This is a genomic window from Kitasatospora sp. NPDC004272 (genome assembly GCF_053603035.1).
Genome location: NZ_JBSGET010000071.1, coordinates 15887 through 41545, shown reverse-complemented (window position 1 = coordinate 41545; position 25659 = coordinate 15887). Strand labels below are relative to the sequence as shown.

Below are 25659 nucleotides of genomic sequence, written 5' to 3'. Positions count from 1 at the left end.
CCCGCCCGTCCCGCCCGCCGCCCCGCCGCGGCCCGGCACCGCACCGCGCGGTGCCGCGACGCCCCCGCCGCCGTCCCAGGGGCCCGGCACCCCGCCCCCCATGCCGTCCGGCTCGCCCGCCGTCGGGAAGATCACCCTCGACAAGGGCCGGGTCAACCTGGTCAAGGGCGGCTCGGTCTCGCTGGAGAAGGGCGGGAAGCCGTTCCTCTCCTCGGTCCGGATGGGCCTGGGCTGGGAGCCCGCCGGCCACGGCCGCAGCATCGACCTCGACGCGTCCGTGATCGCCTTCGACGCCCAGCGCGAGAAGATCGACACCGCCTGGTTCATGAAGCTCTCCATCTTCAACGGCGCGATCGCCCACTCCGGCGACAACCTCACCGGCAAGGGCGGCGGCGACGACGAGGCGATCACCGTCCACCTGGCCGGCCTGCCCGCCGAGGTCTGCGGCCTGGTCTTCGTGGTGAACTCCTTCTCCGGGCAGAAGTTCACCGACATCAAGAACGCCTACTGCCGCCTGGTCGACACCGCCACCGACCAGGAACTCGTCCGCTTCGACCTGGCCCAGTCCGAGCCGCACACCGGCGTCGCCATGTGCAAGCTCGTCCGCCAGTTCTCCGGCGAGTGGGTGATGACCGCCCTCGGCGAGTACGTCAACGCCAAGACCGCCCGCAGCATGGTCAAGCCCGCCGCCGCGATGCTCTGACGTGCCCCCGGACGACCGCCACCGCTTCCACGTCCGCCTCCGGCCGCCCACCGCCCCGGCCGCGCCGGAGGCGCTCGACCCGCTCGACGAACCGCCGTACGACTACCCCACCCTCGCGCTGATCGGCTGCGCCGACCTCGCCGCCACCGACGCGACCGCCGAGGCGGGCGGCTTCGGCGCGCCCTGGCACTTCGACGTCTCCTACGACCTCTCCGCGTTCCTGGAAGAGCTCGACCAGCTGCTCACCGCCTTCCACGACCGCACCCCGCACACCCTGGACCTCTACCCCCAGGGCCTGGAACGCACCCTGACCTTCACCTTCCCCACCCCCGACCTGGTCACCGTCCACTGCGCCTCCCGCACCACCTGGGCGCCCTCCCCCAGCACCGAACACCACCCGTACGACCAGCTCTACACCCAACTGACCACCCTGGCCCACCAGTTCGCCACCGCCCTGGAAACCTCGGGCTCCCGCACCGCCCCCCACTCCCCCTTCCCCGCCTGGCGCGCCGGACGCTTCGCCCCCACCGCCACCGCCACCTGAACACACGTCATCAGGGGCCCGGGGAACGGCGGGACCGAGCTGCTGACGGCCGGAGCCCACCGAAGGTCCGTGCCGCTGCGTGCTTTTCAACCACAGCACCCCCTCCCCTCCTCCCCCTCCCCTCCCCTCCCCTACACCCCACTTCCCGCTAGCGTTCCCCCATGCCCGCCGCCCCGCCGTCCCCCGTCGCCTTCCGCTTCTCGGTCCGTCCCGGCCAGGGCGCCCCCAGCGGCTTCGACCTCTGCGACCTGGCGTTCACCGGCCCCGAGGGCTCCGCCACCTCCGCTGGCCACACCCCGGACCAGGGCATGATGACCGTCCTCGCCGTCCCCGGTCTGCTCGACGACGTGCGCTTCCTGCTCGCCCGCCGCCACGGCACCACCACCTTCCGCCCCGCCGACTCGTCCTTCCGCCTCTTCTTCACCCTCCACCGCGGCCTGGTCACCGTCACCGCCCCGTACCCACCACCCCCGACACCACCCCGCCGGACGACCCGCACACCCGCCTGATCCCCGCCTTCGAGGCCACCCCCACCCGCACCGTCCCGCTCGACTCCCCCGACCAGGTCGCCGAAACCGACCGCACCTGGCTCCAACTCGCCCGCACCACCAGCCTGTTCACCCCGAACGACACCTTCCTCCTGCACATCGGCGCCCGCGGCCCGGGCCGCCTCGACTGGACCCCCGTCCGCCACTGGAGGGGCTGGTGGGAGAGGACGTCCGCCAGGCCGCGTGCGGCGAGTGAGGAGGCGAGCAGTTCGCGCAGCCATTCCACCAGCGCGGCGCGGCTGTCGGGCTCGTCGCGGAGCGCGTGCACGCGCTCGCACAGGTCGTGGACGCGCTGCTTGAAGACGGCTTCGAGCAGGGCCCGGCAGGTGGGGAAGTGGCGCCTCACGGTGGCCGATCCGACGCCCGCGACGCGGGCGTCCCGCTGACGGCCCCGGAATGACCGAGGAGCAGGCCCGCGCCGCCGGGATGGGCGACATGGGCGAACACCTGCGGCCCGCCGCCTGAGCCGCGCCACGGTACGGCCGAGGGCCCGCGGCGGGAAGCCGCGGGCCCTCGGGAACGGAAAGACGGCGGCTCAGCCCCGGGTGGCCATCGCGCGCAGGAAGAAGGTCAGGTTCGCGGGGCGCTCCGCGAGGCGGCGCATGAAGTAGCCGTACCACTCCTGGCCGTAGGGGAGGTAGACCCGCATGGTGTTGCCGGCCTCGGCGAGGCGGAGCTGCTCCTCGGGGCGGATGCCGTAGAGCATCTGGTACTCGAACGAGGAGACGTCGCGCTTGTTCCACTCGGCGAGCTGGCCGGCGATCTTGATCATGTTGGGGTCGTGCGAGGCCACCATGGGGTAGCCCTCGCCGGCCATCAGGACCTTGAGCGCACGGACGTACGCGAGGTCGACGTCCCGCTTGCCCTGGAAGGCGACCGACTCGGGCTCCTTGTAGGCGCCCTTGCAGATGCGCACCCGGGAGCCCTCGTGGGCGAGGTCGCGGCAGTCGGCCTCGGTGCGGCGCAGGTACGCCTGGAGGACGACGCCGAGCCACGGGAAGTCGGCGCGCAGTTCGCGGGCGATGGCCAGGGTGGAGTCGGTGGTGGTGTGGTCCTCCATGTCGAGGGTCACCGTGGTGCCGGCGGCGGCGGCCGCTTCGCAGATCCGGCGGGCGTTCTCCAGGGCGATCTTCTCGCCGTCCACCGGGAGGAACTGGCCGACCGCGGAGAGCTTGACGGAGACCTCGGCGTCGGCGGCGAGGCCGGTCTCCTTGAGCGCGGTGAGCAGGTGCTCGTAGGCGAGGGCGGTGCCGGCGGCCTGGTCGGCGTCCTTGGTGTCCTCGCCGAGGTGGTCGAGGGTGACCTTGCGGCTGCTGGCGACCAGCTTCTCGGTGGCGGCCACGCCCTGGTCGAGCCGGTCGCCGGCGACGAAGCGCTCGACGATCGCGTGGGTGGGCGGGAACTTCTCGACCATGGTGCGCACCTGCGGGGAGCGCGAGGCGGCGAGGAGGGCGGAACGGAGCATCGTGGACTCCCGGCGAAGCGGATCAGCTGGTGGAGAAGGGGGGCGACGGCCGGCCGGGGGTGGTGGCCGGCCGTCGAGGGGGCCTGGTCAGCCCATGTGCGGGTAGCGGTAGTCCGTCGGCGGGACGAACGTCTCCTTGATGGAGCGGGTGGACGTCCAGCGCGTCAGGTTCTGCTTGGCGCCGGCCTTGTCGTTGGTACCGGAGGCCCGGCCGCCGCCGAAGGGCTGCTGGCCGACGACGGCGCCGGTCGGCTTGTCGTTGATGTAGAAGTTGCCGGCCGCGTTGCGCAGGACGCGCATCGCGTGCTCGACGGCCTCGCGGTCCTGGGCGATGATCGAGCCGGTCAGGCCGTACGCGGAGACCGACTCCATCTGGGAGAGCATCGCGTCGTAGTCCTCGTCGGCGTAGACGTGCACGGCGAGGATCGGGCCGAAGTACTCGTCGCGGAAGTACTCGGCGGCCGGGTCCTGGCAGACCAGCACGGTCGGGCGGACGAACCAGCCGACCGAGTCGTCGTACGTGCCGCCGGCCAGCACCTCGACCTGCGGGTCGGCCTTGGCGCGGTCGATCGCGGCCTTGTTCTTGGCGAAGGAGCGCTCGTCGATGACGGCGCCCATGAAGTTGGCGAGGTCGCTGACGTCGCCCATGGTGAGCCACTCGACCTCGTCGCGGAAGTCGTCCTTGATCTCGGCCCAGAGCGAGGCCGGGACGTAGGCGCGGGACAGCGCCGAGCACTTCTGGCCCTGGAACTCGAAGGCGCCGCGGGTCATCGCGGTCTTCAGCACGGCCGGGTCGGCGGACGGGTGGGCGACCAGGAAGTCCTTGCCGCCGGTCTCACCGACGATCCGCGGGTAGGTGCGGTAGCCGGCGATGTTCTCGCCGACGGTGCGCCACAGGTGCTGGAAAGTGGCGGTGGAGCCGGTGAAGTGGATGCCGGCCAGCGCGGGGTGCTTGAGCGCGACCTCGGAGACGGCCAGGCCGTCGCCGGTGACCATGTTGATGACGCCCTTGGGCAGGCCGGCGGCCTCCAGCAGCTGCATCAGGTAGTGCGCGGCGAACTGCTGGGTGGGGGACGGCTTCCAGATCACCACGTTGCCCATCAGCGCGGGCGCGGTCGGCAGGTTGCCGGCGATCGCGGTGAAGTTGAACGGGGTGATCGCGTAGACGAAGCCCTCCAGCGGGCGGTGGTCGGTGCGGTTCCACACGCCGTCCGAGGAGACCGGCTGCTCGGCGAGGATCTGCCGGGCGAAGTGCACGTTGAAGCGCAGGAAGTCGACCAGCTCGCAGGGGGTGTCGATCTCCGCCTGCTGGGCGGTCTTCGACTGGCCGAGCATGGTGGCCGCGGCGAGGGTCTCCCGCCACGGCCCGGCCAGCAGGTCCGCGGCGCGCAGGAAGATCGCGGCGCGGGAGTCGAAGGAGAGCGCCTGCCAGGCCGGCGCGGCGGCCAGCGCGGTGTCGACGGCTTCGCGCGCGTCGTCCTGGGTCGCGTTGCGCAGCGTGCCGAGTCGGGCAGCGTGGTTGTGCGGCTGCACGACGTGGATCTCGGAGCCACCGCCGAGGCGGTGCTCCCCGTTGATCGTCATGGTGAGCTGGATCGGCCCCTGGCCGCCCAGCTCCTTCAGCTTGTCCTCCAGCCGGGCCCGTTCGGGGCTGCCGGGGGCGTAGCTGTGGACCGGCTCGTTCACCGGCGCGGGGACCTGGGTCACAGCATCCATGGCGCGCACGCTCTCCTTCTCGTCATGGGGGCCGGTGGGGGTCGCACACCGGCCATGAAGAAACGCTATTCCCCGCTCCTGCCCACTTGTGTTGGCCGCACCGCCAAATTCCCCCGCTCGCCGTTGTCCGCCCGGACGAACAGCGTCACGCCCCGGTCACGGCGACCGTTTCCTGTCCGGCTGGCTAAACTCGGCTCCCGGATCTTGTCCGTCCGCACGAACGCCCCACGAACGCCCCACGCCCCGCCGCTCTACGACGGCTCTACGACGGCTCTACGGCCGCCCTACGACCCACCGCCCCACCACCGCCCCACGACCGCCCCACGGAGGGCCCCGACCGATGACCGGCCTCCCGCTGCGCCAACTGCTGATGTCGCTCGGCGAACCCCTGGTGGAGCTCCAGGCCGCGCCCGCCGGGCTGGACGTCCCGGTACGGCACGTGTCGATCCTCGACCCGGAGGACCCGCCGACCGCCGCGCCGGGCGAACTCGTGCTGGCCATCGGCGCCCGCGGTCGGGCCGCGCTGCCCGCGCTGCGCGCCGCCGGACGGGCCCGGGCCGCCGCCGTCGCGGTGAAGCTGGACGGCCCGGGGCAGGCGGACGCGCTGCGCGAGGCCGCCACCGAGGCGGGCGTGGCGCTGCTGTCGGTGCGCCGGGAGACCCGCTGGGAGCATCTCGACTCGCTGGCCCGCACCCTGCTGTCCGGCGCGGAGGACCCCGACGGCGCCGACGGCCCCGGGCCCGGCGGGCCCGCCAGCGGCGACCTGTTCTCGCTGGCCCAGACGGTGGCCGTGCTCACCGGCGGCATCGTCTCGATCGAGGACACCTCCAGCCGGGTGCTGGCCTACTCGCGCACCTCGGAGACCGACGAGGTGGACGACCTGCGCCGGCTGTCCATCCTGGGTCGGCAGGGCCCGGAGCCGTACCTGGCCAAGCTCCGCGAGTGGGGCGTCTTCTCGCACCTGCGCGGCTCGGAGGGGGCGATCGAGATCGCCGCCCATCCGGAGCTGGGGATCCGCCGCCGGCTGGCCATCGCGATCCGCTCCGGCGCGCAGCCGCTCGGGACGATCTGGGTGCAGGAGGGTTCGCGTCCGCTGGCCGGGACGGCCGAACAGGCGCTGGTCGGTGCCGCCCGGGTCGCGGCCGCCCAACTGGTGCGCCGGAGAAGGGAGTTGTCGGCCGACACCCGGCTCACCCAGACCCTGCTGACCGGCCTGCTGGAGGGCTCCACCGGACCGCAGTCACTGGCCACCCACCTCGGCCTGGACCTGCGCCGCCCGGCCACCGTGCTGGCCTACGCCCCGGCCGCCACCGACGGCCGGGACGCCGAGCTCTCCCGGGACGAAGTGACCGGCCTGATCTCGGTGCACACCGCCGCCCGGCACCGCGGCGCCCTGCTCGCCCCGGTCGACTCCCGGGTCTACGTCCTGCTCCCCGAACTCCCGCCGAACCTGCCGCCCGGCACCCTGCGCGACTGGACGCAGGAGACCGTGGACGCGGCCCGCGACCACCTCTCCATCCCGCTGCGGGCCGCGATCGGCCCGACCGTCCCCGGCCTGGCGGACGTCCCCGCCTCCCGCGCCCAGGCCGACCGGATCCTCGACGCGATGGGCCGCGGCGGGGTCGTCCCGGACGTCGCCGCGCTCCAGGACGTGCAGGCCGAGGTGCTGGTCTCCGAGGTGCTCGCCCTGCTCCAGGACCGCCCCGAGCTCCGCGACCCCCGGCTCACCGCCCTCACCGCCCACGACGCCCGCCACCGCACCCGCCTCGCCGAGTCCGTCCTGGCCTACCTCGACGCCCTCGGCGAGGTCCGCACCGCCGCGGACGCCCTGCACATCCACCCCAACACCCTGCGCTACCGCGTCCGGAGGGCGGAGCAACTCACCGGCCTCGACCTGGCCCAGCCCCGGCAACGCCTGCTGGCCATGCTCCAGCTCCGCCTGCCCGATTAGCGGTCGGCGCCCCGCCGGGGCACGGGCAACCCCCGCCGACGGCGAGGCCCGCCGACGGCGAGGCCCGCCCGCGGAGAGCACCGACTCCCCGGGCGGACCGTCCGTTCAACGCGGCGTCACATCCGGTGCCAGGGCCCCGTGATCGCCAGCATGATGCCCGGCTCCTGGATGTTCGCGAACAGCGTCCGCCCGTCGTGCGAGAAGGTCACACCGGTGAACTCGCTGTACTCCGGCGCCTCGGCGGTCCCGTTGTTGAGCTCGTTGCGCGCCAGCGCGTACGTCCGGCCGTCGGTGGTGGTGCCGAACAGGTGCTGCAGGCCGTTGCCGTCCTCGGCGATGATCAGGCCGCCGTGGGGCGAGACGGTGATGTTGTCGGGGCCGTCGAAGTTGCCCTGGTCGGCCCAGACGTCGTTGTTGACGCCGAGGATGACCTTCAGGGTCAGCGTGCGCCGGACGGGGTTGTAGAACCAGACCTGGCCGTCGTGCTGCAGCGGCGACTCCTCGCGGGCGAACGAGGAGACGAAGTAGATGCCGTTGTCGCCCCACCACATGCCTTCGAGCTTGCGGGCCCGGGTGATCTCGCCGTCCTTGAACTGCTTGCGGATCGAGGTGGTGCGGGCGTCGCGGTCCTGGACCTTGACCCAGTCGGCGCCGTACGTGGTGCCGGGCTTGGTGGCCCGGGACAGGTCGTCGACCAGCTTGCCCTGGGAGTCGAACGCCTTCAGCGCCTCGAAGCCGCCCGCGTCGGCGGCCAGGGTGCGCAGCCTGCCCTTGCCGTGCTTGAAGCCGGCCGGCGGGGTCCAGCGGTAGAGCAGGCCGTTGGGCTTGGACGCGTCCTCGGTCAGGTAGGCGTGGCCGCGCTTCTCGTCGATGACGACGGCCTCGTGCGCGAACCGGCCGAACGCCTTGATCGGCTGCGGGTTCCGGTTGGCGTCCTGGTCGTGCGGGTCGACCTCGAAGACGTAGCCGTGGTCCTTGGTGAAGCCGTTGGTGCCGGCCTTGTCCTCGGTCTCCTCGCAGGTCAGCCAGGTGCCCCACGGGGTGGCGCCACCGGCGCAGTTGGTGGCGGTGCCGGCGATGCCGACCCACTCGCGGACCTGGCGCCCGCCGTGCCCGTGGCCCTTGCCGTTGCCGTTGCCGTGGCCGGAGACCTCGACGACGGTGCAGCCGCCGGCCGCGGCCGGGTCGTAGACGTGGCCCTCCAGCAGCGGCACCGGGTGCGCCCAGTTGGCCCGCGGTCCGGCCAGCTCGTGGTTGTTGACCAGCAGGGTCGCGCCGTGGCGGCCCTCGAACGCGGCGGTGCCGTCGTGGTTGCTGGGGGTGGTCTCGCCGGTGACCAGGGTGGTCTTGCCGGAGTGCGTGACGACCTCGTACGAGAAGCCCTTCGGCAGTGCCAGCAGGCCCTTCGGGTCGGAGACCAGCTCGCCGTAGCCGACCGCGGTGTGGCCGCCCTTGGCGACGGCGGCGTCACCGCCCGCGGGGGCGGCGATCGCGCCCGGCGCGGTGGCCAGCACCTCGGCACTGCCGGCGATCAGGACACCCGCCCCGAGCACGGTCGAACGGTTCACGAAGTCCCGGCGGGACAGCGACATGGTGGTCACTCCTGGAGGAGAGGGTGAGCTTCGGTGACCGACAGATTCCGGGCCGCACGTGAACCGCGCGTGAATCCGATGCAGCGTCAGCGTGCCGATTTACCGACCATAGGAACTCCGATGACCGCCCCTTTACCGAAACGCCGAGCCCACCTCCCCGGCCCACCGCCCCGCCCCACCGCCCCGGCCCCGCCGGGGCGACCCCGCCACCCGCCCTACCGGCGCGGCCGGTGCTCGGTCCGCTCGACCCGCCACTGCTCCCAGGCGGTCAGCCAGGCGTCCTCGGTCCCCGAGGGCAGTTCGGGCGTGCCGCCCGCCCACAGCCGCTCCCACGCCCGCTGCGCGGGCAGGCTCGGCACCTCGCTGGCGAACGCCGTGAACCGGACGACCTCCTCCACCGCCGCCGCGCCCTCCGCGGTGCCGCTCACCCAGTCCGCGTGGTGGGCCAGCCGGCTCAGGTGGTTGACCATCGAGGTGACCGCCTCGTCCGCCTCCTCGCGGGTCTCCGAGGCCAGCCGCATCTGCTGCCGCACCACCGTCTCCCAGCGCACCTGCCGGTCCTCGCCGCGCAGGTGGCGCGGCAGCCGGGCCGAGCGCCCGGCCCGCAGCCGGGCGACCACCGCCACCGAGCGAGCGATGGCCTGCGCCACCAGTTCGTGGTGGGCGCGCAGGCCCAGTTCGGCGGGTTCCGGCTCCGGTTCGGCGCCCCGACGGCCCGCCCGCAGTGCGGCGACCTGCCGCAGCATCGCGGTCCGGCCGACGACGTACCGCTCGAAGTCGGAGATCCGGCGCAGTTCCACCGACCCCGGCAGGACGCCGCGCCCGGTGACCGTCACCGTCGTCCCGGCCACCCGGAACCGGCCCGCCCACACCGTGCCGTGGCCGGTGCCCGCCCGCGAGTCCTCGTGGACCTGCACCGCGTGCGGCTCGCCGTCCACGGTGATCCACTCGCGCAGCGCCCGGACCCGGCCGGCGGCGTCGCCCTCGTCCACGCCCAGGTGCTCGTAGACCCGGTCGCGCTCCTCCTCCACCACGTCCTCCAGGTCGGGCAGCGGACCGGAGAACTCGGCCCCGGCCCGGTGCGTGCGCACCGTGACGTACGGGCCCTGCGACGAGCTCCAGTCGCCCGACCGGGTCTCCACCGACTCCAGTTCGCCGTCGCGGACCTCGTACGAGGCGAGCACGTCCCACCCGGGCACCCCGCCCGCCGCGTGCACCCACCCGAAGACCGGGAACCCCGCGCCCGCCAGCACCTCCCGGCCGGACGCCTCCTGGTCCGAGTACACCGTTTCGAGGTCCCGGGCCCCGTCCGTGCGCTGCCACTTCATCCCTCGCCGCACCCCCGGCCGCTCGCCACTCCAACGCCGCCTTACCTTACGGCCCAACGAACCTGTCGAGCCATCAGGTGAACGGGGAGGGGTTGCGAAGACCCCGGGGTCCCGCCGGGGTCGCGCCCCCGCGGCGCACGCCCGCCCGCCGCGCCCCGCGCACCCCGCGGGCCACCGCCCGCTAGGCGCTTAGGCGCTCTGTGCGCGCAGCGACCGCGCCTTGACCGCCGCCCGGCGGGCCTCCTTGGCCACCTTGCGGTCCAGGTGCAGTTCGCCGACGGCCTCCAGCACCTCCACCGTCATGGGGTGCGGCACCCGCCAGACCTCGCCGAAGTAGCTGGCCGGGTTGTCGGTCACCGGCAGGTCGGCGACGAGCGCCTGCAGCCGGCCGCCCTCGCCCGCGGTGATCAGCATGACGGCGGCCATCGAGTCGATCACCCGCCAGAGCGCGACCTCCCGCTCGGCGGCCGCGACGTCCGCGCCGCGGGCCCGCAGCCACTCGCGGGCCAGCCCGCCCAGCTCGGGGTCGTCGACGACCTCGGTGACCGCCGGCGCGGCGTCCTGGCCGATCTCGGCGAGGCCGAGCGCGCAGTAGTAGCGGCGGACGGGCGACTGCACGTCCCGCCCGCGGGCGCCGGCCAGCAGTTCGCGGGCGGCGTCCAGCGGGGCGCGGGCGGCCACCCAGTTCTTGAGCTCGGGTTCGGCGAACAGCTGCCCGTTCTCGGCGAGGGCGCGCAGCAGCGCGGGCCCGTCCTGGTCGGCGAGGTCGCCGATCAGCGGCGCGTCGTAGCCGTCGGCGAGCAGCCACTCGCGCACCGCGTACTGGCCGAGCGGGGTGAGCCGGACGGTGCCGAAGCGGGCCGCGTCCTCCTCGGTGAGCGGCCGGTCGGTGTCCACCGGCTCGGCGGCCTCGGCGCCCTCCCCCTGCTCGGTGCCCTCCTCGAACAGGTCGGGGTCGATCGGCCGGTGCTCGACCAGGCCGAGTTCGGCGAGGTCGCCGAGCATCGGGTCGAGGACGACCATCAGGTCGGTGATCTCGCCGAGCATCTCCTCGTCCGGCTCCTGCCCGTCGGGGACGACCAGCAGCGCGGCCAGCACGCCCAGCGGGACGGTCTCGGCGCCGGGCTCGGCGAACGCGGTGGTCTCGTACAGCACGTGCAGCGCCTCGTCGAGGATCTCGGCGGCCTGCTCGCGGGCGTCCTCGACCTCCGCCAGGCCGTCGGAGTCGTCGCTCTCGCTGCCCTCGACCACCTCGGGGTCGACCGACTCGGCCTCGGCGGCCAGCTCGCGCACCAGCTCGGCGGCCTCGAACCACAGCCCCAGGACGGCGGCGGGCTCGCCCGCCTCGACGGCCGCCAGGTCGGGGCCGGGGATGGCGACGTGCGCGCCCTCGTCGGTGGTGCCGGTCTCGACCAGGTCGAGGTCGCAGGCCAGCGCCCAGGCCCGCATCGCCTCGACCACCTCGTCCTCGTCCGGGTCCTCGGCGCCGAGCATCCGGGCCGCCCGGACCCGGTCCTCCTCGCCGAGGTCGCCGTGCTCGTCGACGGGCCGGTGCGGGGCGACCCAGCGGGCCAGCGCGACCACCCGGGAGATCAGCGGGACGGCGAGCGCGGCGGCCGCCAGCTCGGCGTCCGACGGGAGGTCGATCGGCGGGATCAGGACGGCCGTGTCGTCGGGGTCCTCGTCGCCGCTCTGCGCGCCGTACAGGTCGGCGAGGTCGTAGTCGGCGGGCAGCAGACCTTCGGCCTCGGAGGGCTGCTGGTCAGGGGTGTTACGGCTACGTCCGGCCATCGCGCGCGCTCTCCCGGGTGGGTCGCAGGGCACCGCCGTCCGGTGGGCGGCCCGCCCGGGGGCGGCGGACGCGGGGAGCGGCGGAGCGGGCCGGTGCGTGTCGGCCCGTCAACCCAGCGTATCGGCCGCCCGGACCGAACGCCTGAGCTGCGGTGCCGTCCGCCCGAACGAGTGGGGCGGTGCGTCCGAACGAGTGCCCGCGGACCCGTATCCTTCGGTGGGCGACGCGCACCACCCCCGCGCGCACGCCCCCGGAACCGGAGCGACGGCGCTCCGGCTCCACGTACCACGTGCACACCCGCACCGTCCGGGCCGCGCCGCCACACCCTGGCCCGGCGATGCCCTGCGGCGCCTCGCCACAGGAGACCCCTGCCGTGACGGACCTCTCCCCCGCCGGCCCCGGCCTGAGCACCGCTCAGTACGCCGGCCGCCGACTGTCGGAGGCCCTGCTCCCACTGGAACTCGCGCCCCGCAAGCAGCTCCAGCTCGCCCCGATCAGCCGCTGGAACGCGCTGCGCGGCATCCGGGTCGGCCTGGTGGCCGCCGCCCTGCTGCTGATGCTGATCGGCGCGAACCTCGCCACCCCGCTCTACCCGGTGCTCCAGCAGCGCCTCGGCCTGAGCCCGCTGGACACCACGGTCCTGTTCACCGTCTACGTGTTCGCGCTCGTCCCGGTGCTCGCCGCGGTCGGCCACTGGTCCGACCACCTCGGGCGGCGCGCCCTGATCCTGCCCGCGGTCGCCCTGGCCGCCGCCGGGGACGCGGTGTTCGCCACCGCCGGGTCGTTCTGGCAGCTGGCCGCCGGCCGGGCCGTCCAGGGCGTCGCGGTCGGCCTCTCCACCGGCGCGGCCGGCGCCGCCCTCGGCGACCTGCTACCGGACCGCCCCACCCTGGCCGCCAAACTCACCCTGGCCTGCTCGGCGGGCGGCGTCGCGCTCGGCCCGCTGGTCGGCGCCGCGCTCACCGACGACGCGAAGCCGCTGCTCGGCCCGTTCCTGCCGCACGCCGTCGCCCTGCTCGCGCTCTGCGTGCCGCTCGCCCTGCTGCACCCCCGGATGCCCGGCCCGCACCGGCCCCCGGCCTCCCCGCCGCGCGTCACCACCCCCGCCCACCTGCGGCCCAAGCGGCTGCGGCTGCCCCGCACCGGCCGCCGCGAGTTCCTGCTCGCCGCCGGCGCCGGCTTCCTCTCGTACGCGGTCTTCGGCGTCTACCTGGCGCTCGCCCCCGCGTTCTCCGCCACCCTGCTGCACACCCGCTCCCCGATGGCCGGCGCGGCCGTCGCCGCCCTGCTGCTCGGCTCCTCCGCCGCCGTCCAGCTCCTCGTCCCGCCGACCTCCGACCGGGTGGTGGTCGCCGCCGGCCTCACCGGCCTGGCCGCCGGCCTCGGCCTGCTCACCCTGGCCGCCGCCACCGGCACCCCCGCCCTGCTCTTCGTCGGCAGCGTGCTGGCCGGCGCCTGCCAGGGCATCGCCTTCCGCTCCCTGTTCACCACCGCCGTGGCCGCCCTCGACCCGGCCCGCCGCGGCAGCGAACTCTCCGCCCTCTGGGTGATCGTCTACCTGGGCTCCTCCGCCCCGATCATCGCCGTCGGCGCCCTGGTCCGCGCCTACGGCCTCCTCCCCGCCGTCACCGCCTTCGCGCTCACCGCCGCCACCGCCGCCCTCGCCCTGGCCGCCACCGTGCTGCGCCGCCCCCACTGACCCGACCCGCCGGGCCCGGCCCCCACCGGGACGCTCCGCCCGTTCACCCGTCAGTGGCGGAATCCGCATTGACGCCCTTCCGGGCCGCGGCCGTCGGCGACGGGACCGCGGGGCGCCGGGGCACCGGGACTCCCGGCCGCCCCGGCCCCAGTGCGCCACCCACGGCGTGCCGGGGCGCCAGGAGCAGGCCCGTCACGGACGGGACGCCACCGGGCGGGTGCGGCTCCGGCGGACGGGCGTGCGGGCAGGCGCAGCGGGACGGGACCGCGGGGCGCCGGGGGCACCGGGCACCTGCCGCTACCGGTCGCCCGGCTCTCCCCGTTGTCCCGGCCCCAGTGCGCCACTCACCGCGTGCCGGGGCGCCAGGAGCAGGCCCGTCACGGAATCGGCGATCTCCAGCGCCTCGCCACCGCCCACCACCGGAACGCCACCGGGCAGATCGGCCGCCGGAGCCGCACCCGCCGCCCCGGCGGGCGCACTGACCGACGGACGGACGGGCGTGCGGGCAGGCGCAGCGGGACGGGACCGCGTCCCCGCCGGAGCCGGGGCCGGGGCCGGAATCGGCCCCGGAGCCGACGCCGGAGCCGACGGGGAGGCGGCCCCGGAAGCGGGTGCCACGGCCGGGGTCGAGTCCGCGGTTCCGGGGTCGGCCGACACCTCCGGCGCGGCGGAGCCGGAGGCCACCGGAGCCCCGGTCGCGGCGACCGCCACCGCCGGGCCGCCGTTCGCGCCGCCCTGCGCCTCCCCCGTCGCCCCGCCGCCCGCGTGGCCGATCACGGCCGCGCCGCCCCCGCCGAGCAGGACGGCCGCCCCGGCCACCGCCCCGGCGATCCGCAGCCGCCCGCGCCACCGCTCCGCGCGCTCGTACCGCTCGGCCAGCGCGGCCCAGTCCGGCCGCCCGTTCGACGGTCCGCCCGCCGACCCGCCGCCTGCCCCGAATTCCATGACCTTGCAGTGTAGTTCGGCCCGGGGCCGCGGAATTCCCGGCGGCGGAACGCGCGAAGGGCCGGTAACCGTACGGTGCCCGCCGCCCACCCCGCTCCAGGCGCCTCCCTCCGCTCCCGGGCCCGCACACCCTGCGGGTGACGGGCGCCGACCCGGCGGGCCTGGTCTCGGCGGAGACGCTCCGGCCGGTCAACCGCCGTTAGCGTGCGGCCTGCTGACACCCCGTCATGCGATCGTGGCGGGGGTCAGATCCGCCAGGCCATGTTGGCCATGGTCGGGTGGCAGGTCCACTGCTGGACGGTGGCGCCGTCGTCCGTGCCGGAGTTCTCGACCTCCAGGCACTTGCCGCTGTTGTGGTTGACGAGCATCCGGCCGCCGGTGCCGGCCCGCAGGTCCCAGTGCTGGGTGGGGGTGCCGTCGCAGGTGCGCTGGAGGGCGTCGGTGCCGTCGGCGGTGGAGGCGCCGGGGATCTCCAGGCACTTGCCGCTGTTGAGGTTGCGCAGCTCCCAGCTGTCGCCGGCCCAGTGCATGGTCCACTGCATGGTGGAGATGCCGTTGTAGGTCCACTGCTGGGCGCGGCCGCCGTCGGCGGTGACGGACTTCTCGATCTCCAGGGCCTTGCCGCTGTTGGCGTTGAGGACGGGCCCGCGGACGTCGGCGGGCCCGCTCGACGCGGGGGCGGCGGGCGCGGTGGCGGTGACCGTGACGGTCGCGGCCGGGCCGGGGTGCTGCCCGGCCGAGGCCCGGGCGGAGGCGGAGGCCGCGAGCGAGGGCGAGGGAGAGGCCGGGGCGGAGGCCGAAGGAGAGCCGGAGGGCGAGAGCGAGGGCGAGGGAGAGGGCGAGGCGGAGTCCGCCGGAGCGGAGAGCACCTCGGGCGCGGCGGCACCGGTGGCACCGGTGGCGGGAGCGGCCGCCGGGGTGCCGGGCGGCGCTCCGCCGTCCCCGCCGCCCGTGAGGCCGACCACGGCCGCGCTGCCGCCGCCGATCAGCAGGACCGCCCCGGCGGCCGCTCCGGCGATCCGGAGCCGCTTGCGCCGCCGGTCCTCGTGTTCGTGCTGTTCGGCCATCGCGGCCCAGTCCGGCTGTCCGCCGTCCACCCCGAAACTCATGGATCCGCAGTCTAGTTCGGGCTCGGAACGCCGGAACGACCAGGGACGGGAACCCGGAGGTTCCCGTCCCTGGTACCGCTGCGGTCGACCGCTCAGACGTTGAAGCCGAGCGCGCGGAGCTGGTCGCGGCCCTCGTCGGTGATCTTGTCGGGGCCCCACGGCGGCATCCAGACCCAGTTGATCCGCAGGTCCTTGACCAGGCCGTCGGTGGCGGTGCGGGCCTGGTCCTCGATGACGTCGGTGAGCGGGCAGGCCGCCGAGGTCAGCGTCATGTCGACGGTGGCGGTGTCGTCCTCGTCGATGTGCAGGCCGTAGATCAGGCCGAGGTTGACGACGTCGATGCCCAGTTCGGGGTCGACGACGTCCATCAGGGCCTCCATGAGGTCCTCGGTGGAGACCGTCCCGGCGCTGGTGAACGCGCCGGGGCTGTCGGAGGTCTCCGCGGCGGAGGTCTCGGCGGAGGAGGTCTCGGCGGCGGAGGTCTCCGCGGCGGGTGCCTCGACGGCCTCGGCCGCCGGAGCCTGGGCCGCCACGGCCGTCTCGTTCTCGCTCATGAATCCAGTGTCCTAACGGGCGTCAGTCGGTGGTCTCGGTGATCGCGGGCTGGCCGCCGAGCGCCTTGGCGGTGGCGTCCTTCCAGGCCATCCAGCTGAGCAGGGCGCACTTGACCCGGGCCGGGTACTTGGAGACCCCGGCGAAGGCCACGGCGTCCTCCAGCACTTCCTCGTCGCCCTCGGACTGGCCCTTGCTCTGCATCAGTTCGAGGAAGGCTTCCTGGATCTGCTGGGCCTCGCCGACCGACTTGCCGACCACCAGGTCGTTGAGCACGGAGGCGGAGGCCTGGCTGATCGAGCAGCCCTGCGAGTCGTAGGAGACGTCGGCGACGGTCGCGCCGTCGAGCCGCACCCGCAGGGTGATCTCGTCGCCGCAGGTCGGGTTGACGTGGTGCACCTCGGCGTCGCCGTCCCGCAGCCCCTTGCCGTGGGGGTTGCGGTAGTGGTCCAGGATGATCTCCTGGTACATCGAGTCGAGTTTCATGGCAGCCACCTCAGCCGAAGAAGTTGCGGACGTGGTGGAGGCCGTCGATCAGCGCGTCCACCTCGCCGGGCGTGGAGTACAGGTAGAACGACGCCCTGGTGGTCGCCGGAATTCCGTACCGCAGGCAGACCGGCCGCGCGCAGTGGTGGCCGACCCGGACCGCGATGCCCTGTTCGTCGAGCACCTGGCCGACGTCGTGCGGGTGGATGTCGCCGAGCGTGAAGGAGATCGCCGCGCCGCGGTCGACGGCCGTGCGCGGGCCGATGATCCGCAGGTCGGGCACCTCGCCCAGCCGCTCGATGGCGTACGCGGTGATCGCGTGCTCGTGCGCGGCGATCTTGTCCATGCCGATCCCGGACAGGTAGTCGATGGCCGCGCCGAGCCCGACCGCCTGGGCGATCGGCGGGGTGCCGGCCTCGAACTTGTGCGGCGCGGGGGCGTAGGTGGACGAGCCCATGGTGACGGTCTCGATCATCTCGCCGCCGCCGAGGAACGGCGGGAGGTCCTCCAGCAGCTCCTGGCGGCCCCAGAGCACGCCGATGCCGGTGGGGGCGAGCATCTTGTGGCCGGTGAAGGCGACGAAGTCGGCCTCCAGCGCCTGCACGTCGAGCACGGCGTGCGGGGCGGCCTGCGAGGCGTCGATGCAGACCAGCGCGCCGACCGACTGCGCCTTGCGGACGATGGCGTCCACCGGGTTGACGGTGCCCAGCAGGTTGGAGACCAGCGTCACCGAGACGATCTTCGTCTTCTCGGTGATCAGCTCGTCGATGTTCGACAGGTCGAGCCGGCCCTCGTCGGTGAGCGAGAACCACTTCAGCTTCGCGCCGGTGCGCTGCGCGAGCAGCTGCCACGGCACGATGTTGGAGTGGTGCTCCATCTCGGTGATCACGATCTCCGAGTCGGCGTCGACCTTGTACGGTTCCTCGGCCCAACCCAGCATGTTGGCCACGAGGTTGAGCGACTCGGAGGCGTTCTTGGTGAAGATCACCTCGTTGCGGCTGGGCGCGTTGACGAAGGCCGCGACCTTGTCCCGGGCGCCCTCGTACAGCGCGGTGGCCTCCTCGGCCAGCACGTGCACGCCGCGGTGGACGTTGGCGTTGTGCTGCTCGTAGTAGGCGTTCAGCGCGTCGAGCACCTGGCGCGGCTTCTGCGAGGTCGCCGCGTTGTCCAGGTACACCAGGGGCTTGCCGTCGTGCAGCTGCCGCGACAGGACGGGGAAGTCCTTGCGGATGGCGTCGGTGTCGAGGAGTCCGGTCAGATGGGAATGGGTCACGCTGAAGCGCCGCCCTTCACGTAGCTCTCGTAGCCCTCTTCCTCCAGCTTGTCGGCGAGTTCGGCGCCGCCGGACTCGACGATCTTGCCGCCCGCGAAGACGTGGACGTGGTCGGGCTTGATGTAGCGCAGGATGCGGGTGTAGTGGGTGACCAGCAGGGTGCCGACCTCGCCGGTCGAGCGGACCCGGTTGATGCCCTCGGAGACGATCCGCAGCGCGTCGACGTCGAGGCCGGAGTCGGTCTCGTCGAGGATCGCGATCTTCGGCTTGAGCAGTTCGAGCTGGAGGATCTCGTGGCGCTTCTTCTCGCCGCCGGAGAAGCCCTCGTTGACGTTGCGCTCGGCGAACGCCGGGTCCATGTGCAGGGCCGCCATCGCCTCCTTGACCTCCTTGACCCACAGCCGCAGCTTGGGGGCCTCGCCGCGGACGGCGGTGGCGGCGGTGCGCAGGAAGTTGGAGACCGAGACGCCGGGCACCTCGACCGGGTACTGCATCGCCAGGAACACACCGGCCCGGGCGCGCTCGTCGACGGACATCTCCAGCACGTCCTCGCCGTCCAGCAGCACCTGGCCGCCGGTGACGGTGTACTTCGGGTGGCCGGCCAGCGAGTAGGCCAGGGTGGACTTGCCGGAGCCGTTCGGACCCATGATCGCGTGGGTCTCGCCCTGCTTGACCGTCAGGTCGACGCCCTTGAGGATCTCGCGCGGGCCGCCCTCGGCGTTGACGGAGACGTGCAGGTCGCGGATTTCAAGCGTTGCCATGGGGTACTCAGTTCTCCTGGTTGACGGAGACGAGCACATCGTCCCCTTCGATCTTTACGGGGTAGACGGCGACCGGCCTGGTCGCGGGCAGCCCGGACGGCTTGCCGGTGCGCAGGTCGAAGCTGGAGCCGTGCAGCCAGCACTCGATCATGCAGTCCTCGACCTCGCCCTCGGACAGCGAGACGTTGGCGTGCGAGCAGGTGTCGTTGATGGCGAACACGCCCTCGTCGGTCCGGACGATCGCCACCGGGACGCCGTTCAGCTCGACCTTCTTGGGCACGTCCTCCTGCAGGACGCTCAGCGCGCAGGCCCGGACGTAGCTCATGCCACGGTCTCTTCCAGCTCGGCCTCGATCTTCTCCAGCAGCCGGTCCTGGATCTCGGCGACGCCGATCTGCTGGACCAGCTCGGCGAAGAAGCCGCGCACCACCAGGCGGCGGGCCTCGTCGGCCGGGATGCCGCGGGACTGCAGGTAGAACAGCTGCTCGTCGTCGAAGCGGCCGGTCGCCGAGGCGTGGCCGGCGCCGACGATCTCGCCGGTCTCGATCTCCAGGTTGGGGACCGAGTCGACCCGGGCGCCGTCGGTGAGCACCAGGTTGCGGTTGAGCTCGTAGGTGTCGGTGCCGAGCGCGGCGGCCCGGATCAGCACGTCGCCGATCCACACCGCGTGCGCGTCCTGGCCCTGCAGCGCGCCCTTGTAGGCGACGTTGGAGCGGCAGTGCGGGGTGTCGTGGTCGATCACCAGGCGGTGCTCCAGGTGCTGCCCGGCGTCCGCGAAGTACAGGCCGAACAGCTCGGCCTCGCCGCCGGGGGCCGCGTAGTTGACCCGGGGGTGCAGGCGCACCACGTCGCCGCCGAAGGTGACGACCACCGACTTGAACGAGGCGTCCCGGCCGACCAGCGCGTTCTGCTGGGCGACGTGCACCGCGTCGCGCTCCCAGTCCTGGACCGAGACGAAGGTCAGCTTGGCGCCGTCGCCGACCAGCAGGTCGACGTTGGCGGCCCGGGTGCCGGTGCCGGTGTGGTTGAGCACCACGACGGCCTCGGCGAACGGCTTGACCTCGACCACCAGGTGGGCGAAGGCGGTGCCGCCCTCGCCGTGCACGTCGATCCGGACCGGCTCGGTGAGCGCGGTCTCCTTGGGGACGGTCACCACCAGGGCCCGGTCGAAGGCGCTGAACGCCTGCGCGGCGACCCGGTCCACCGGGGTGCCGGCTTTGCCGACCCGGGCGTCGTCGCGGCCGACCAGCTCGGAGGTGACGCCCTCCGGCAGGCCCAGCTCGATCTTGTCGGTGCCGCCGGGGGCCTCGGCGGCCTTGCCGTCGTGCAGCCCGTTGAGGCGGTGCAGCGGGGTGAACCGCCAGTCCTCCTCGCGGCCGGTGGGCACCGGGAAGTCGTTGACGTCGAAGGACGGCTTGACCGCGACCCGGGCGTCGATCGGCTGCCGGACGCTCTCGCGCCCGGTGCCCGGGCCAGCGAGCTGCGCGCCGGCGCCGGCGGTGCCGACCTCGATCGAGCCGGCGGTGGTGGAGCCGGGGGTGTTCTGCTCAGCCATGGCTGTTCGTGTTGCTCTCTTTCGGGAATCGTCGAGGGGGGCGGGGGCGGCGGCGCGTCAGCCGACCGCGCCCTCCATCTGCAGCTCGATCAGCCGGTTCAGCTCCAGCGCGTACTCCATCGGCAGCTCGCGGGCGATCGGCTCGACGAAGCCGCGGACGATCATCGCCATCGCCTCGGTCTCGCTCAGGCCGCGGCTCATCAGGTAGAACAGCTGGTCCTCGGAGACCTTGGAGACGGTCGCCTCGTGGCCCATCGACACGTCGTCCTCGCGGACGTCGACGTACGGGTAGGTGTCCGAGCGGGAGATCGTGTCCACCAGCAGCGCGTCGCACAGCACGTTCGACTTGGCGCCGTGCGAGCCCTCGCCGATCTCGATCAGGCCGCGGTAGGAGGTGCGGCCGCCGCCGCGCGCCACCGACTTGGAGACGATGTGCGAGGAGGTGTTCGGCGCCATGTGGACCATCTTCGCGCCGGCGTCCTGGTGCTGGCCCTCGCCCGCGAAGGCGATCGAGAGGGTCTCGCCCTTGGCGTGCTCGCCCATCAGGTAGACGGCCGGGTACTTCATGGTGACCTTGGAGCCGATGTTGCCGTCGATCCACTCCATGGTCGCGCCCTCGTACGCCACGGCGCGCTTGGTGACCAGGTTGTAGACGTTGTTCGACCAGTTCTGGATGGTCGTGTAGCGGCAGCGGCCGCCCTTCTTGACGATGATCTCGACCACCGCGGAGTGCAGCGAGTCCGAGGAGTAGACCGGCGCGGTGCAGCCCTCGACGTAGTGGACGTAGGCGTCCTCGTCGACGATGATCAGCGTCCGCTCGAACTGGCCCATGTTCTCGGTGTTGATCCGGAAGTAGGCCTGCAGCGGGATGTCCACGTGCACGCCCTTCGGCACGTAGATGAACGAGCCGCCGGACCACACCGCGGTGTTCAGCGCGGCGAACTTGTTGTCGCCGGCCGGGATGACGGTGCCGAAGTACTCCTTGAAGAGCTCCGGGTGCTCCTTGAGCGCGGTGTCGGTGTCCAGGAAGATGACGCCCTGCTCCTCCAGGTCCTCGCGGATCTGGTGGTAGACGACCTCGGACTCGTACTGGGCGGCGACGCCGGCCACCAGGCGCTGCTTCTCCGCCTCCGGGATGCCGAGCTTGTCGTAGGTCGCCTTGATGTCGGCGGGCAGGTCCTCCCAGGACTCCGCCTGCTTCTCGGTCGAGCGCACGAAGTACTTGATGTTGTCGAAGTCGATGCCCGACAGGTCGGAGCCCCAGGTCGGCATGGGCTTCTTGCCGAACAGCTTGAGGCCCTTGAGGCGGAGGTCGAGCATCCACTCGGTCTCGTTCTTCTTCGCCGAGATGTCGCGGACGACCGCCTCGCTCAGGCCGCGCTTGGCGGCGGCGCCGGCGGTGTCCGAGTCGGCCCAGCCGTACTCGTACTTGCCGAGGCCTTCGAGCTCGGGGTGTGCGATGTCAGTCATGCGAGGTTCCTCCGCGCGGACGGGCCGTTTTCGATGGGGGACGTACCGGCAGTCGGCACTGCACCGGGCGCCCGCTCGGGCGACGGTGCGGCACCGGATGCCGGCACATACGTGGTGCAGACCCCGTCGCCGTGGGCGATGGTGGCCAGCCGTTGCACATGGGTGCCGAGGAGCTGCGAGAAGACCTCGGTCTCCGCCTCGCAGAGCTGCGGGAACTGCTCGGCGATGTGCGCGACCGGGCAGTGGTGCTGGCAGAGCTGCGCGCCCGCCGGTGCGGCGGGCGCGGCGGCGGCGGACGGGACGCGCCGCACCGTGGCAGCGTACCCGTCGGCGCTCAGCGCCCGGGCGAGCGCCTCGGCGCGCTGCCCGGTGCCGGCCGCCTCCAGGACGTCCTGGTAGCGCTCGCCCTGCTTGGCGAGCCGGGCCCGGGCGAAGGCGGCGACCGCCTCCTCGCCCGCGCTGCCGCCGCCGGCCGCCTCCGAGATCCAGCGCAGCGCGTCGGCGGCGAGCTGGTCGTACGCCTGGTAGAAGGCGCTGCGGCCGCTGTCGGTGAGGGCGAACACCTTGGCCGGGCGGCCGCGGCCGCGGCTACCGAAGACCCGCTGCTCGCGGGCGTCCACCAGCCCGGCGGCGGCCAGGCCGTCCAGGTGGCGGCGGACCGCGGCGGGGGTCAGGCCGAGGCGGTTGGCCAGGTCGGCGGCCGAGGACGGGCCGTGGTCCAGGATCGAACGGGCGACCCGGTCCCGGGTCGCCGGGTGGCCCTCGGCGAGGGCCTCCGCCGCCGTCGCGGGCACCGCGCAGTCGGGAGCGTCGGGCTCCCGGTGCTGGGCTGCGTGCTCGCGGATGTTTTTCACAACACGATTGTTGCGTAATTCGCCGGGCGGAGACAAGCCGTGACCCACGCCTCACCGGTGTCGTCCATCACGAAAGGCGAGCCTTACCTGAAAGGGGCCGTGAGCGGCTCCTAGACTCGCCGCTATGCATGCAGACCCCGCCGTCGAGGTGACCGCACTGGTCAAGCGGTACGGCGACAAGACCGCCGTGGACGGGCTGAGCCTGGCCATCGCCCGGGGCACCGTCACCGCGGTGCTGGGCCCCAACGGCGCGGGCAAGACCACCACGATCGAGACCTGCGAGGGCTACCGCCGCCCGGACGGGGGCACCGTCCGGGTGCTCGGCCTGGACCCGGTCGCCCAGGCCGCGCGGTTGCGGCCGCGGATCGGCGTGATGCTCCAGTCCGGGGGCGTGTACGCCGGAGCGCGCGCCCTCGAAATGCTCCGCCACACCGCCAAGCTGTACGCCGACCCGCTGCCGGTCGGCCCGCTCGCCGAGCGCCTCGGCCTGGACTCCTGCGGCCGCACCCCCTACCGCCGGCTCTCCGGCGGCCAGCAGCAGCGCCTCGCCCTGGCGATGGCCGTGGTCGGCCGCCCCGAACTGGTCTTCCTGGACGAGCCGACCGCCGGCCTCGACCCGCAGGCCCGCCGCGCCACCTGGGAGCTGGTCACCGAGCTGCGCGCGGCCGGCGTCACCGTCGTCCTCACCACCCACCAGATGGACGAGGCCGAGCAGCTCGCCGACGACGTCGCGGTCGTCGACCGCGGCCGGGTGATCGCCCAGGGCTCGCCGGACGAGCTGCGCGGCACCGAGGCGCAGCTGCGCTTCGACGGCCCGCCCGGCCTCGACCTGGCCGGCCTGCGCAAGGTGCTGCCCGACCGGGCCGCCGTCTCCGAGCCCTCGCCCGGCTCCTACCGGGTCGAGGCCGGGCTCGACGCCGCCCTGCTGGCCGCCGTCACCGGCTGGTGCGCCGAGGCCGGGGTGATGCCCGACCGGCTCGCCGTGCAGCGCCGCAGCCTCGAAGACGTCTTCCTCGACCTGACCGGACGGGAACTGCGATGACCGCCACCGACCTCACCCCCCGCCCCGGCGCCGCGCCGGTCGGCCGGATGCTGCTCGCGCAGACCGCCCTGGAGACCAGGATGCTGCTGCGCAACGGCGAGCAGCTGCTGCTCACCGTGGTCATCCCGACCGTGCTGCTGGTGCTGTTCTCCGCGGTCGACGTGGTCGACGTGGACGGCCCGGGCAAGCGGGTCGACTTCCTGGCCCCCGGCCTGCTGGCGCTGGCGGTGATGTCCACCGCGTTCACCGGGCAGGCGATCGCCACCGGCTTCGAGCGCCGCTACGGCGTGCTCAAGCGCCTGGGCGCCACCCCGCTGCCGCGCTGGGCGCTGCTGTCCGCGAAGACCGGCTGCGTGCTGGTCACCGAGCTGCTGCAGGTGCTGCTGCTGTCCGGCATCGCGCTGGCACTGGGCTGGTCGCCGCACGGCAGCCCGCTGGCGGTGCTGCTCCTGCTGGTGCTGGGCACGGCCGCGTTCTCGGGCCTGGGCCTGCTGATGGCGGGCACCCTGCGGGCGGAGGCCACGCTGGCCGGCGCCAACCTGGTGTTCGTCCTGCTGCTGCTGGCCGGCGGCGTGGTCGTCCCGCTGTCGAAGTTCCCGGACGCGGTGCGCCCGGTGCTGGAGCTGCTGCCGATCTCGGCGCTCTCCGACGGCCTGCGCTCGGTGCTCCAGCTCGGCGGCGGCGTGCCCTGGGCCGACCTCGGCGTCCTCGCCGTCTGGTCGGTGCTGGGCCTGGCCGCCGCGTCCCGGTTCTTCCGCTGGGAGTGAGCCCCCGGCACGGGAACGGCCCCGGGAGCGGTGCTCCCGGGGCCGTCGCCTTCCGCCGCCCGGATCAGGAGGCGTTGTCGGCCTTCTTGCGGCGCGCCGCGTAGACGATGCCGCCGCCCGCGCCGAGGATCACGAGGCCGCCGATGGTCAGCGGCAGGATGCCGTCCGCACCGGTGAACGCCAGGCCGCCGCCGCCGTTGCCGTTGCCGTTCGAGCCGCCGCCGGTCGAGCCGGTGCGGCTCGCGGACGGGGACGGGGCGGCGCTGGTGGAAGCGCTCGGCTTGGGGCTCTCGGAGCCGCCGGGGGTCGGCGACCCGGTGCCGCCGGGGGTGGTGGCGCTCTCCGAGGGCTTCGGGCTCTCGGTGCCGCCCGGGGTGGTGGCGCTCTCCGAGGGCCTCGGGCTCTCGGTGCCGCCCGGGGTGGTGCCGCCGGGCAGGCAGCCGGAGAACGGGTAGTGGTGGGTCTCGGCGCCACTGCTGCCGGTCAGCGACTTCGCCCACACCGAGCCGTTGACCGGAGCACCGATGGTCAGATCGAAGGCCGCGTTCGGAGCGAGGATGCTGCCGGCCCAGGCCACGCTGCCCTTGTCCTTCACCCCGTACTTGACGACCTTGGTCGCGGTCGGGAAGTTCCACAGCAGCTTGGCGCGCTCGGCGCCGCCGTCCGCGGACTGCGCCTTGTCGTCCAGGACGTACGCGTTCTTGCCGTGGTCCCAGATCAGGAAGCCCGTGGTGGGGGCCTTCGACTGGTCGTAGCTGTCACCGGTCACGTTGATGATCGTGGTGGAGTCCGCCGGAACCTTGATGTAGACCTCGTGGGCCTTCTCCAGCGTCGAGGCCGCCACCGTGAAGACGTTCGTCCGGGTGTCGGTCCCCGTGAAGGTGATCCCCCGACCGTCCAGGACGGGCGCACCGCCGGTGGTCTTCGCCAGCTCGGTGGAGATGTGCCGCAGGTTGGCGAACTCCTTGGCGAAGTCGATCGGCGACTTGCCCTTGGTGATGCCCCCCAGTTGGCCGCCGCCCTGGTTCTCGCCGGCGTAGACGCCCTTGCCCTTCTCCACCCCGACGTAGGAGTTGTCGTGGACGAGGTTGCCGCCCACCACCAGCGAATAGCCGCCGGGGAGCGCGGCGACCTCGTCCGCGGTCAGTTCGTTCCCCACGGTGAAGCCGCCCCGGAAGTCGGCGTTGCCGCCGACCGCGACGGCGCCTTCCGCATCGGGGGTATGGGTGTCGTTGCCCTCGATGAACTCGCCGTACTTCCCGGCGACCCCGAGGTCGAAGCAGCTGCCGCCCGTGGTGGGGGCGGCGGTCGCGGCGGTCGGGACGACCAGCGCCGCGAGGGCGAGCGAGCCACCGAGCGCCACGGCGGCAGCGGATATGGACTTGCGCATGTACGGGACTCCGCGTGTGGGTGCGGGCAGGAGTGTGAGATGAGCCCAACCCGGAAAAGGTATGGACCAAACCGCACTCTTTCGGCCACGCGGGCGGCCGGTCAAGGCCGTTGGCCGA

Annotated in this window: 23 protein-coding genes and 1 pseudogene; 7 read left to right on the top strand and 17 right to left on the bottom strand. The window is 73.5% G+C overall.

Features of this window, described 5'->3' with window-relative positions; all coding sequences use genetic code 11:
- The 3 genes from ACWEO5_RS22130 to ACWEO5_RS22120 form a co-directional block, all read left to right on the top strand.
- Positions 1-703, top strand: a 703-nt coding sequence (locus ACWEO5_RS22130) for a TerD family protein (RefSeq protein WP_452164010.1), incomplete at its 5' end; no start/stop codon positions are given.
- Between the two features lies 1 nt (position 704).
- A complete protein-coding gene (locus ACWEO5_RS22125; protein ID WP_452164009.1) occupies positions 705-1247 on the top strand; it encodes a hypothetical protein in 543 nt (180 codons plus the stop codon).
- Positions 1248-1408: 161 nt separating this feature from the next.
- Entirely contained in the window at positions 1409-1756 is a 348-nt protein-coding gene (locus ACWEO5_RS22120; protein ID WP_452164008.1) for a hypothetical protein, read from the top strand.
- A 184-nt stretch (positions 1757-1940) separates the two neighbouring features.
- Here the strand turns inward: ACWEO5_RS22120 and ACWEO5_RS22115 are convergent.
- The 3 genes and pseudogenes from ACWEO5_RS22115 to pruA all read right to left on the bottom strand — a co-directional run.
- A pseudogene (locus tag ACWEO5_RS22115) lies at positions 1941-2180 on the bottom strand (TetR/AcrR family transcriptional regulator); the annotation flags it as partial.
- 150 nt (positions 2181-2330) lie between these two features.
- Complete coding sequence (locus ACWEO5_RS22110; protein WP_452164007.1) at positions 2331-3260, bottom strand: proline dehydrogenase family protein; 930 nt, start codon at positions 3258-3260, stop codon at positions 2331-2333.
- 87 nt (positions 3261-3347) lie between these two features.
- Entirely contained in the window at positions 3348-4976 is a 1629-nt protein-coding gene (gene pruA / locus ACWEO5_RS22105) for an L-glutamate gamma-semialdehyde dehydrogenase (protein ID WP_452164006.1), read from the bottom strand.
- Between the two features lie 340 nt (positions 4977-5316).
- On the opposite strand from pruA, the gene ACWEO5_RS22100 reads away from it, so the two are divergent.
- Positions 5317-6927 (top strand): PucR family transcriptional regulator, encoded by a 1611-nt coding sequence (locus ACWEO5_RS22100; RefSeq protein WP_452164005.1) that lies wholly within the window; start codon positions 5317-5319, stop codon positions 6925-6927.
- A 116-nt stretch (positions 6928-7043) separates the two neighbouring features.
- Here ACWEO5_RS22100 and ACWEO5_RS22095 read toward each other — a convergent pair whose 3' ends face one another.
- From ACWEO5_RS22095 to ACWEO5_RS22085, 3 genes are all read right to left on the bottom strand, one after another.
- On the bottom strand, positions 7044-8519 hold the full coding sequence (locus ACWEO5_RS22095) for an alkaline phosphatase PhoX (RefSeq protein WP_452164004.1): 1476 nt from the start codon (positions 8517-8519) through the stop codon (positions 7044-7046).
- Positions 8520-8734: 215 nt separating this feature from the next.
- On the bottom strand, positions 8735-9847 hold the full coding sequence (locus ACWEO5_RS22090) for a hypothetical protein (protein WP_452164003.1): 1113 nt from the start codon (positions 9845-9847) through the stop codon (positions 8735-8737).
- Between the two features lie 189 nt (positions 9848-10036).
- Positions 10037-11638 (bottom strand): hypothetical protein, encoded by a 1602-nt coding sequence (locus ACWEO5_RS22085; protein WP_452164002.1) that lies wholly within the window; start codon positions 11636-11638, stop codon positions 10037-10039.
- Positions 11639-12012: 374 nt separating this feature from the next.
- Between ACWEO5_RS22085 and ACWEO5_RS22080 the strand changes: the two genes are divergently transcribed.
- Positions 12013-13338: an MFS transporter gene (locus ACWEO5_RS22080; RefSeq protein WP_452164001.1), complete on the top strand. Its 1326-nt coding sequence runs from the start codon at positions 12013-12015 to the stop codon at positions 13336-13338.
- Between the two features lie 297 nt (positions 13339-13635).
- Here ACWEO5_RS22080 and ACWEO5_RS22075 read toward each other — a convergent pair whose 3' ends face one another.
- From ACWEO5_RS22075 to ACWEO5_RS22030, 10 genes are all read right to left on the bottom strand, one after another.
- Positions 13636-14283: a hypothetical protein gene (locus ACWEO5_RS22075; protein ID WP_452164000.1), complete on the bottom strand. Its 648-nt coding sequence runs from the start codon at positions 14281-14283 to the stop codon at positions 13636-13638.
- A gap of 245 nt (positions 14284-14528) precedes the next feature.
- Positions 14529-15392, bottom strand: coding sequence for an RICIN domain-containing protein (locus ACWEO5_RS22070; RefSeq protein WP_452163998.1), 864 nt, complete (start codon positions 15390-15392; stop codon positions 14529-14531).
- A gap of 92 nt (positions 15393-15484) precedes the next feature.
- Positions 15485-15772, bottom strand: coding sequence for a metal-sulfur cluster assembly factor (locus tag ACWEO5_RS22065; RefSeq protein ID WP_051055973.1), 288 nt, complete (start codon positions 15770-15772; stop codon positions 15485-15487).
- A 196-nt stretch (positions 15773-15968) separates the two neighbouring features.
- Positions 15969-16430: a Fe-S cluster assembly sulfur transfer protein SufU gene (sufU, locus tag ACWEO5_RS22060; RefSeq protein ID WP_344552872.1), complete on the bottom strand. Its 462-nt coding sequence runs from the start codon at positions 16428-16430 to the stop codon at positions 15969-15971.
- Between the two features lie 10 nt (positions 16431-16440).
- Positions 16441-17703, bottom strand: a complete 1263-nt coding sequence (locus ACWEO5_RS22055; protein WP_344552873.1) for a cysteine desulfurase — start codon at positions 17701-17703, stop codon at positions 16441-16443.
- Positions 17700-18464 carry a Fe-S cluster assembly ATPase SufC gene (gene sufC / locus ACWEO5_RS22050; RefSeq protein WP_452163996.1) on the bottom strand — a complete coding sequence of 255 codons (765 nt, stop codon included), beginning with the start codon at positions 18462-18464 and terminating at the stop codon, positions 17700-17702. The genes ACWEO5_RS22055 and sufC overlap by 4 nt, the downstream gene beginning before the upstream one ends.
- Before the next feature lie 7 nt (positions 18465-18471).
- Entirely contained in the window at positions 18472-18789 is a 318-nt protein-coding gene (locus ACWEO5_RS22045; RefSeq protein WP_033252501.1) for a non-heme iron oxygenase ferredoxin subunit, read from the bottom strand.
- Complete coding sequence (gene sufD, locus ACWEO5_RS22040) at positions 18786-20018, bottom strand: Fe-S cluster assembly protein SufD (protein WP_452163994.1); 1233 nt, start codon at positions 20016-20018, stop codon at positions 18786-18788. Before sufD ends, ACWEO5_RS22045 begins: the two co-directional genes overlap by 4 nt.
- Before the next feature lie 57 nt (positions 20019-20075).
- Positions 20076-21488, bottom strand: a complete 1413-nt coding sequence (gene sufB, locus ACWEO5_RS22035) for a Fe-S cluster assembly protein SufB (protein WP_452163993.1) — start codon at positions 21486-21488, stop codon at positions 20076-20078.
- Positions 21485-22342: a helix-turn-helix transcriptional regulator gene (locus ACWEO5_RS22030; RefSeq protein ID WP_452163991.1), complete on the bottom strand. Its 858-nt coding sequence runs from the start codon at positions 22340-22342 to the stop codon at positions 21485-21487. The genes sufB and ACWEO5_RS22030 overlap by 4 nt, the downstream gene beginning before the upstream one ends.
- 124 nt (positions 22343-22466) lie before the next feature.
- Here ACWEO5_RS22030 and ACWEO5_RS22025 point away from each other — a divergent pair, with 124 nt between their 5' ends.
- Complete coding sequence (locus ACWEO5_RS22025) at positions 22467-23384, top strand: ABC transporter ATP-binding protein (RefSeq protein WP_452163990.1); 918 nt, start codon at positions 22467-22469, stop codon at positions 23382-23384.
- Positions 23381-24151: an ABC transporter permease gene (locus ACWEO5_RS22020; RefSeq protein WP_452163989.1), complete on the top strand. Its 771-nt coding sequence runs from the start codon at positions 23381-23383 to the stop codon at positions 24149-24151. Before ACWEO5_RS22025 ends, ACWEO5_RS22020 begins: the two co-directional genes overlap by 4 nt.
- A 64-nt stretch (positions 24152-24215) precedes the next feature.
- On the opposite strand, the gene ACWEO5_RS22015 is transcribed toward ACWEO5_RS22020, so the two are convergent.
- Positions 24216-25541 carry a choice-of-anchor A family protein gene (locus tag ACWEO5_RS22015; protein WP_452163988.1) on the bottom strand — a complete coding sequence of 442 codons (1326 nt, stop codon included), beginning with the start codon at positions 25539-25541 and terminating at the stop codon, positions 24216-24218.
- Positions 25542-25659 lie beyond the last annotated feature (118 nt).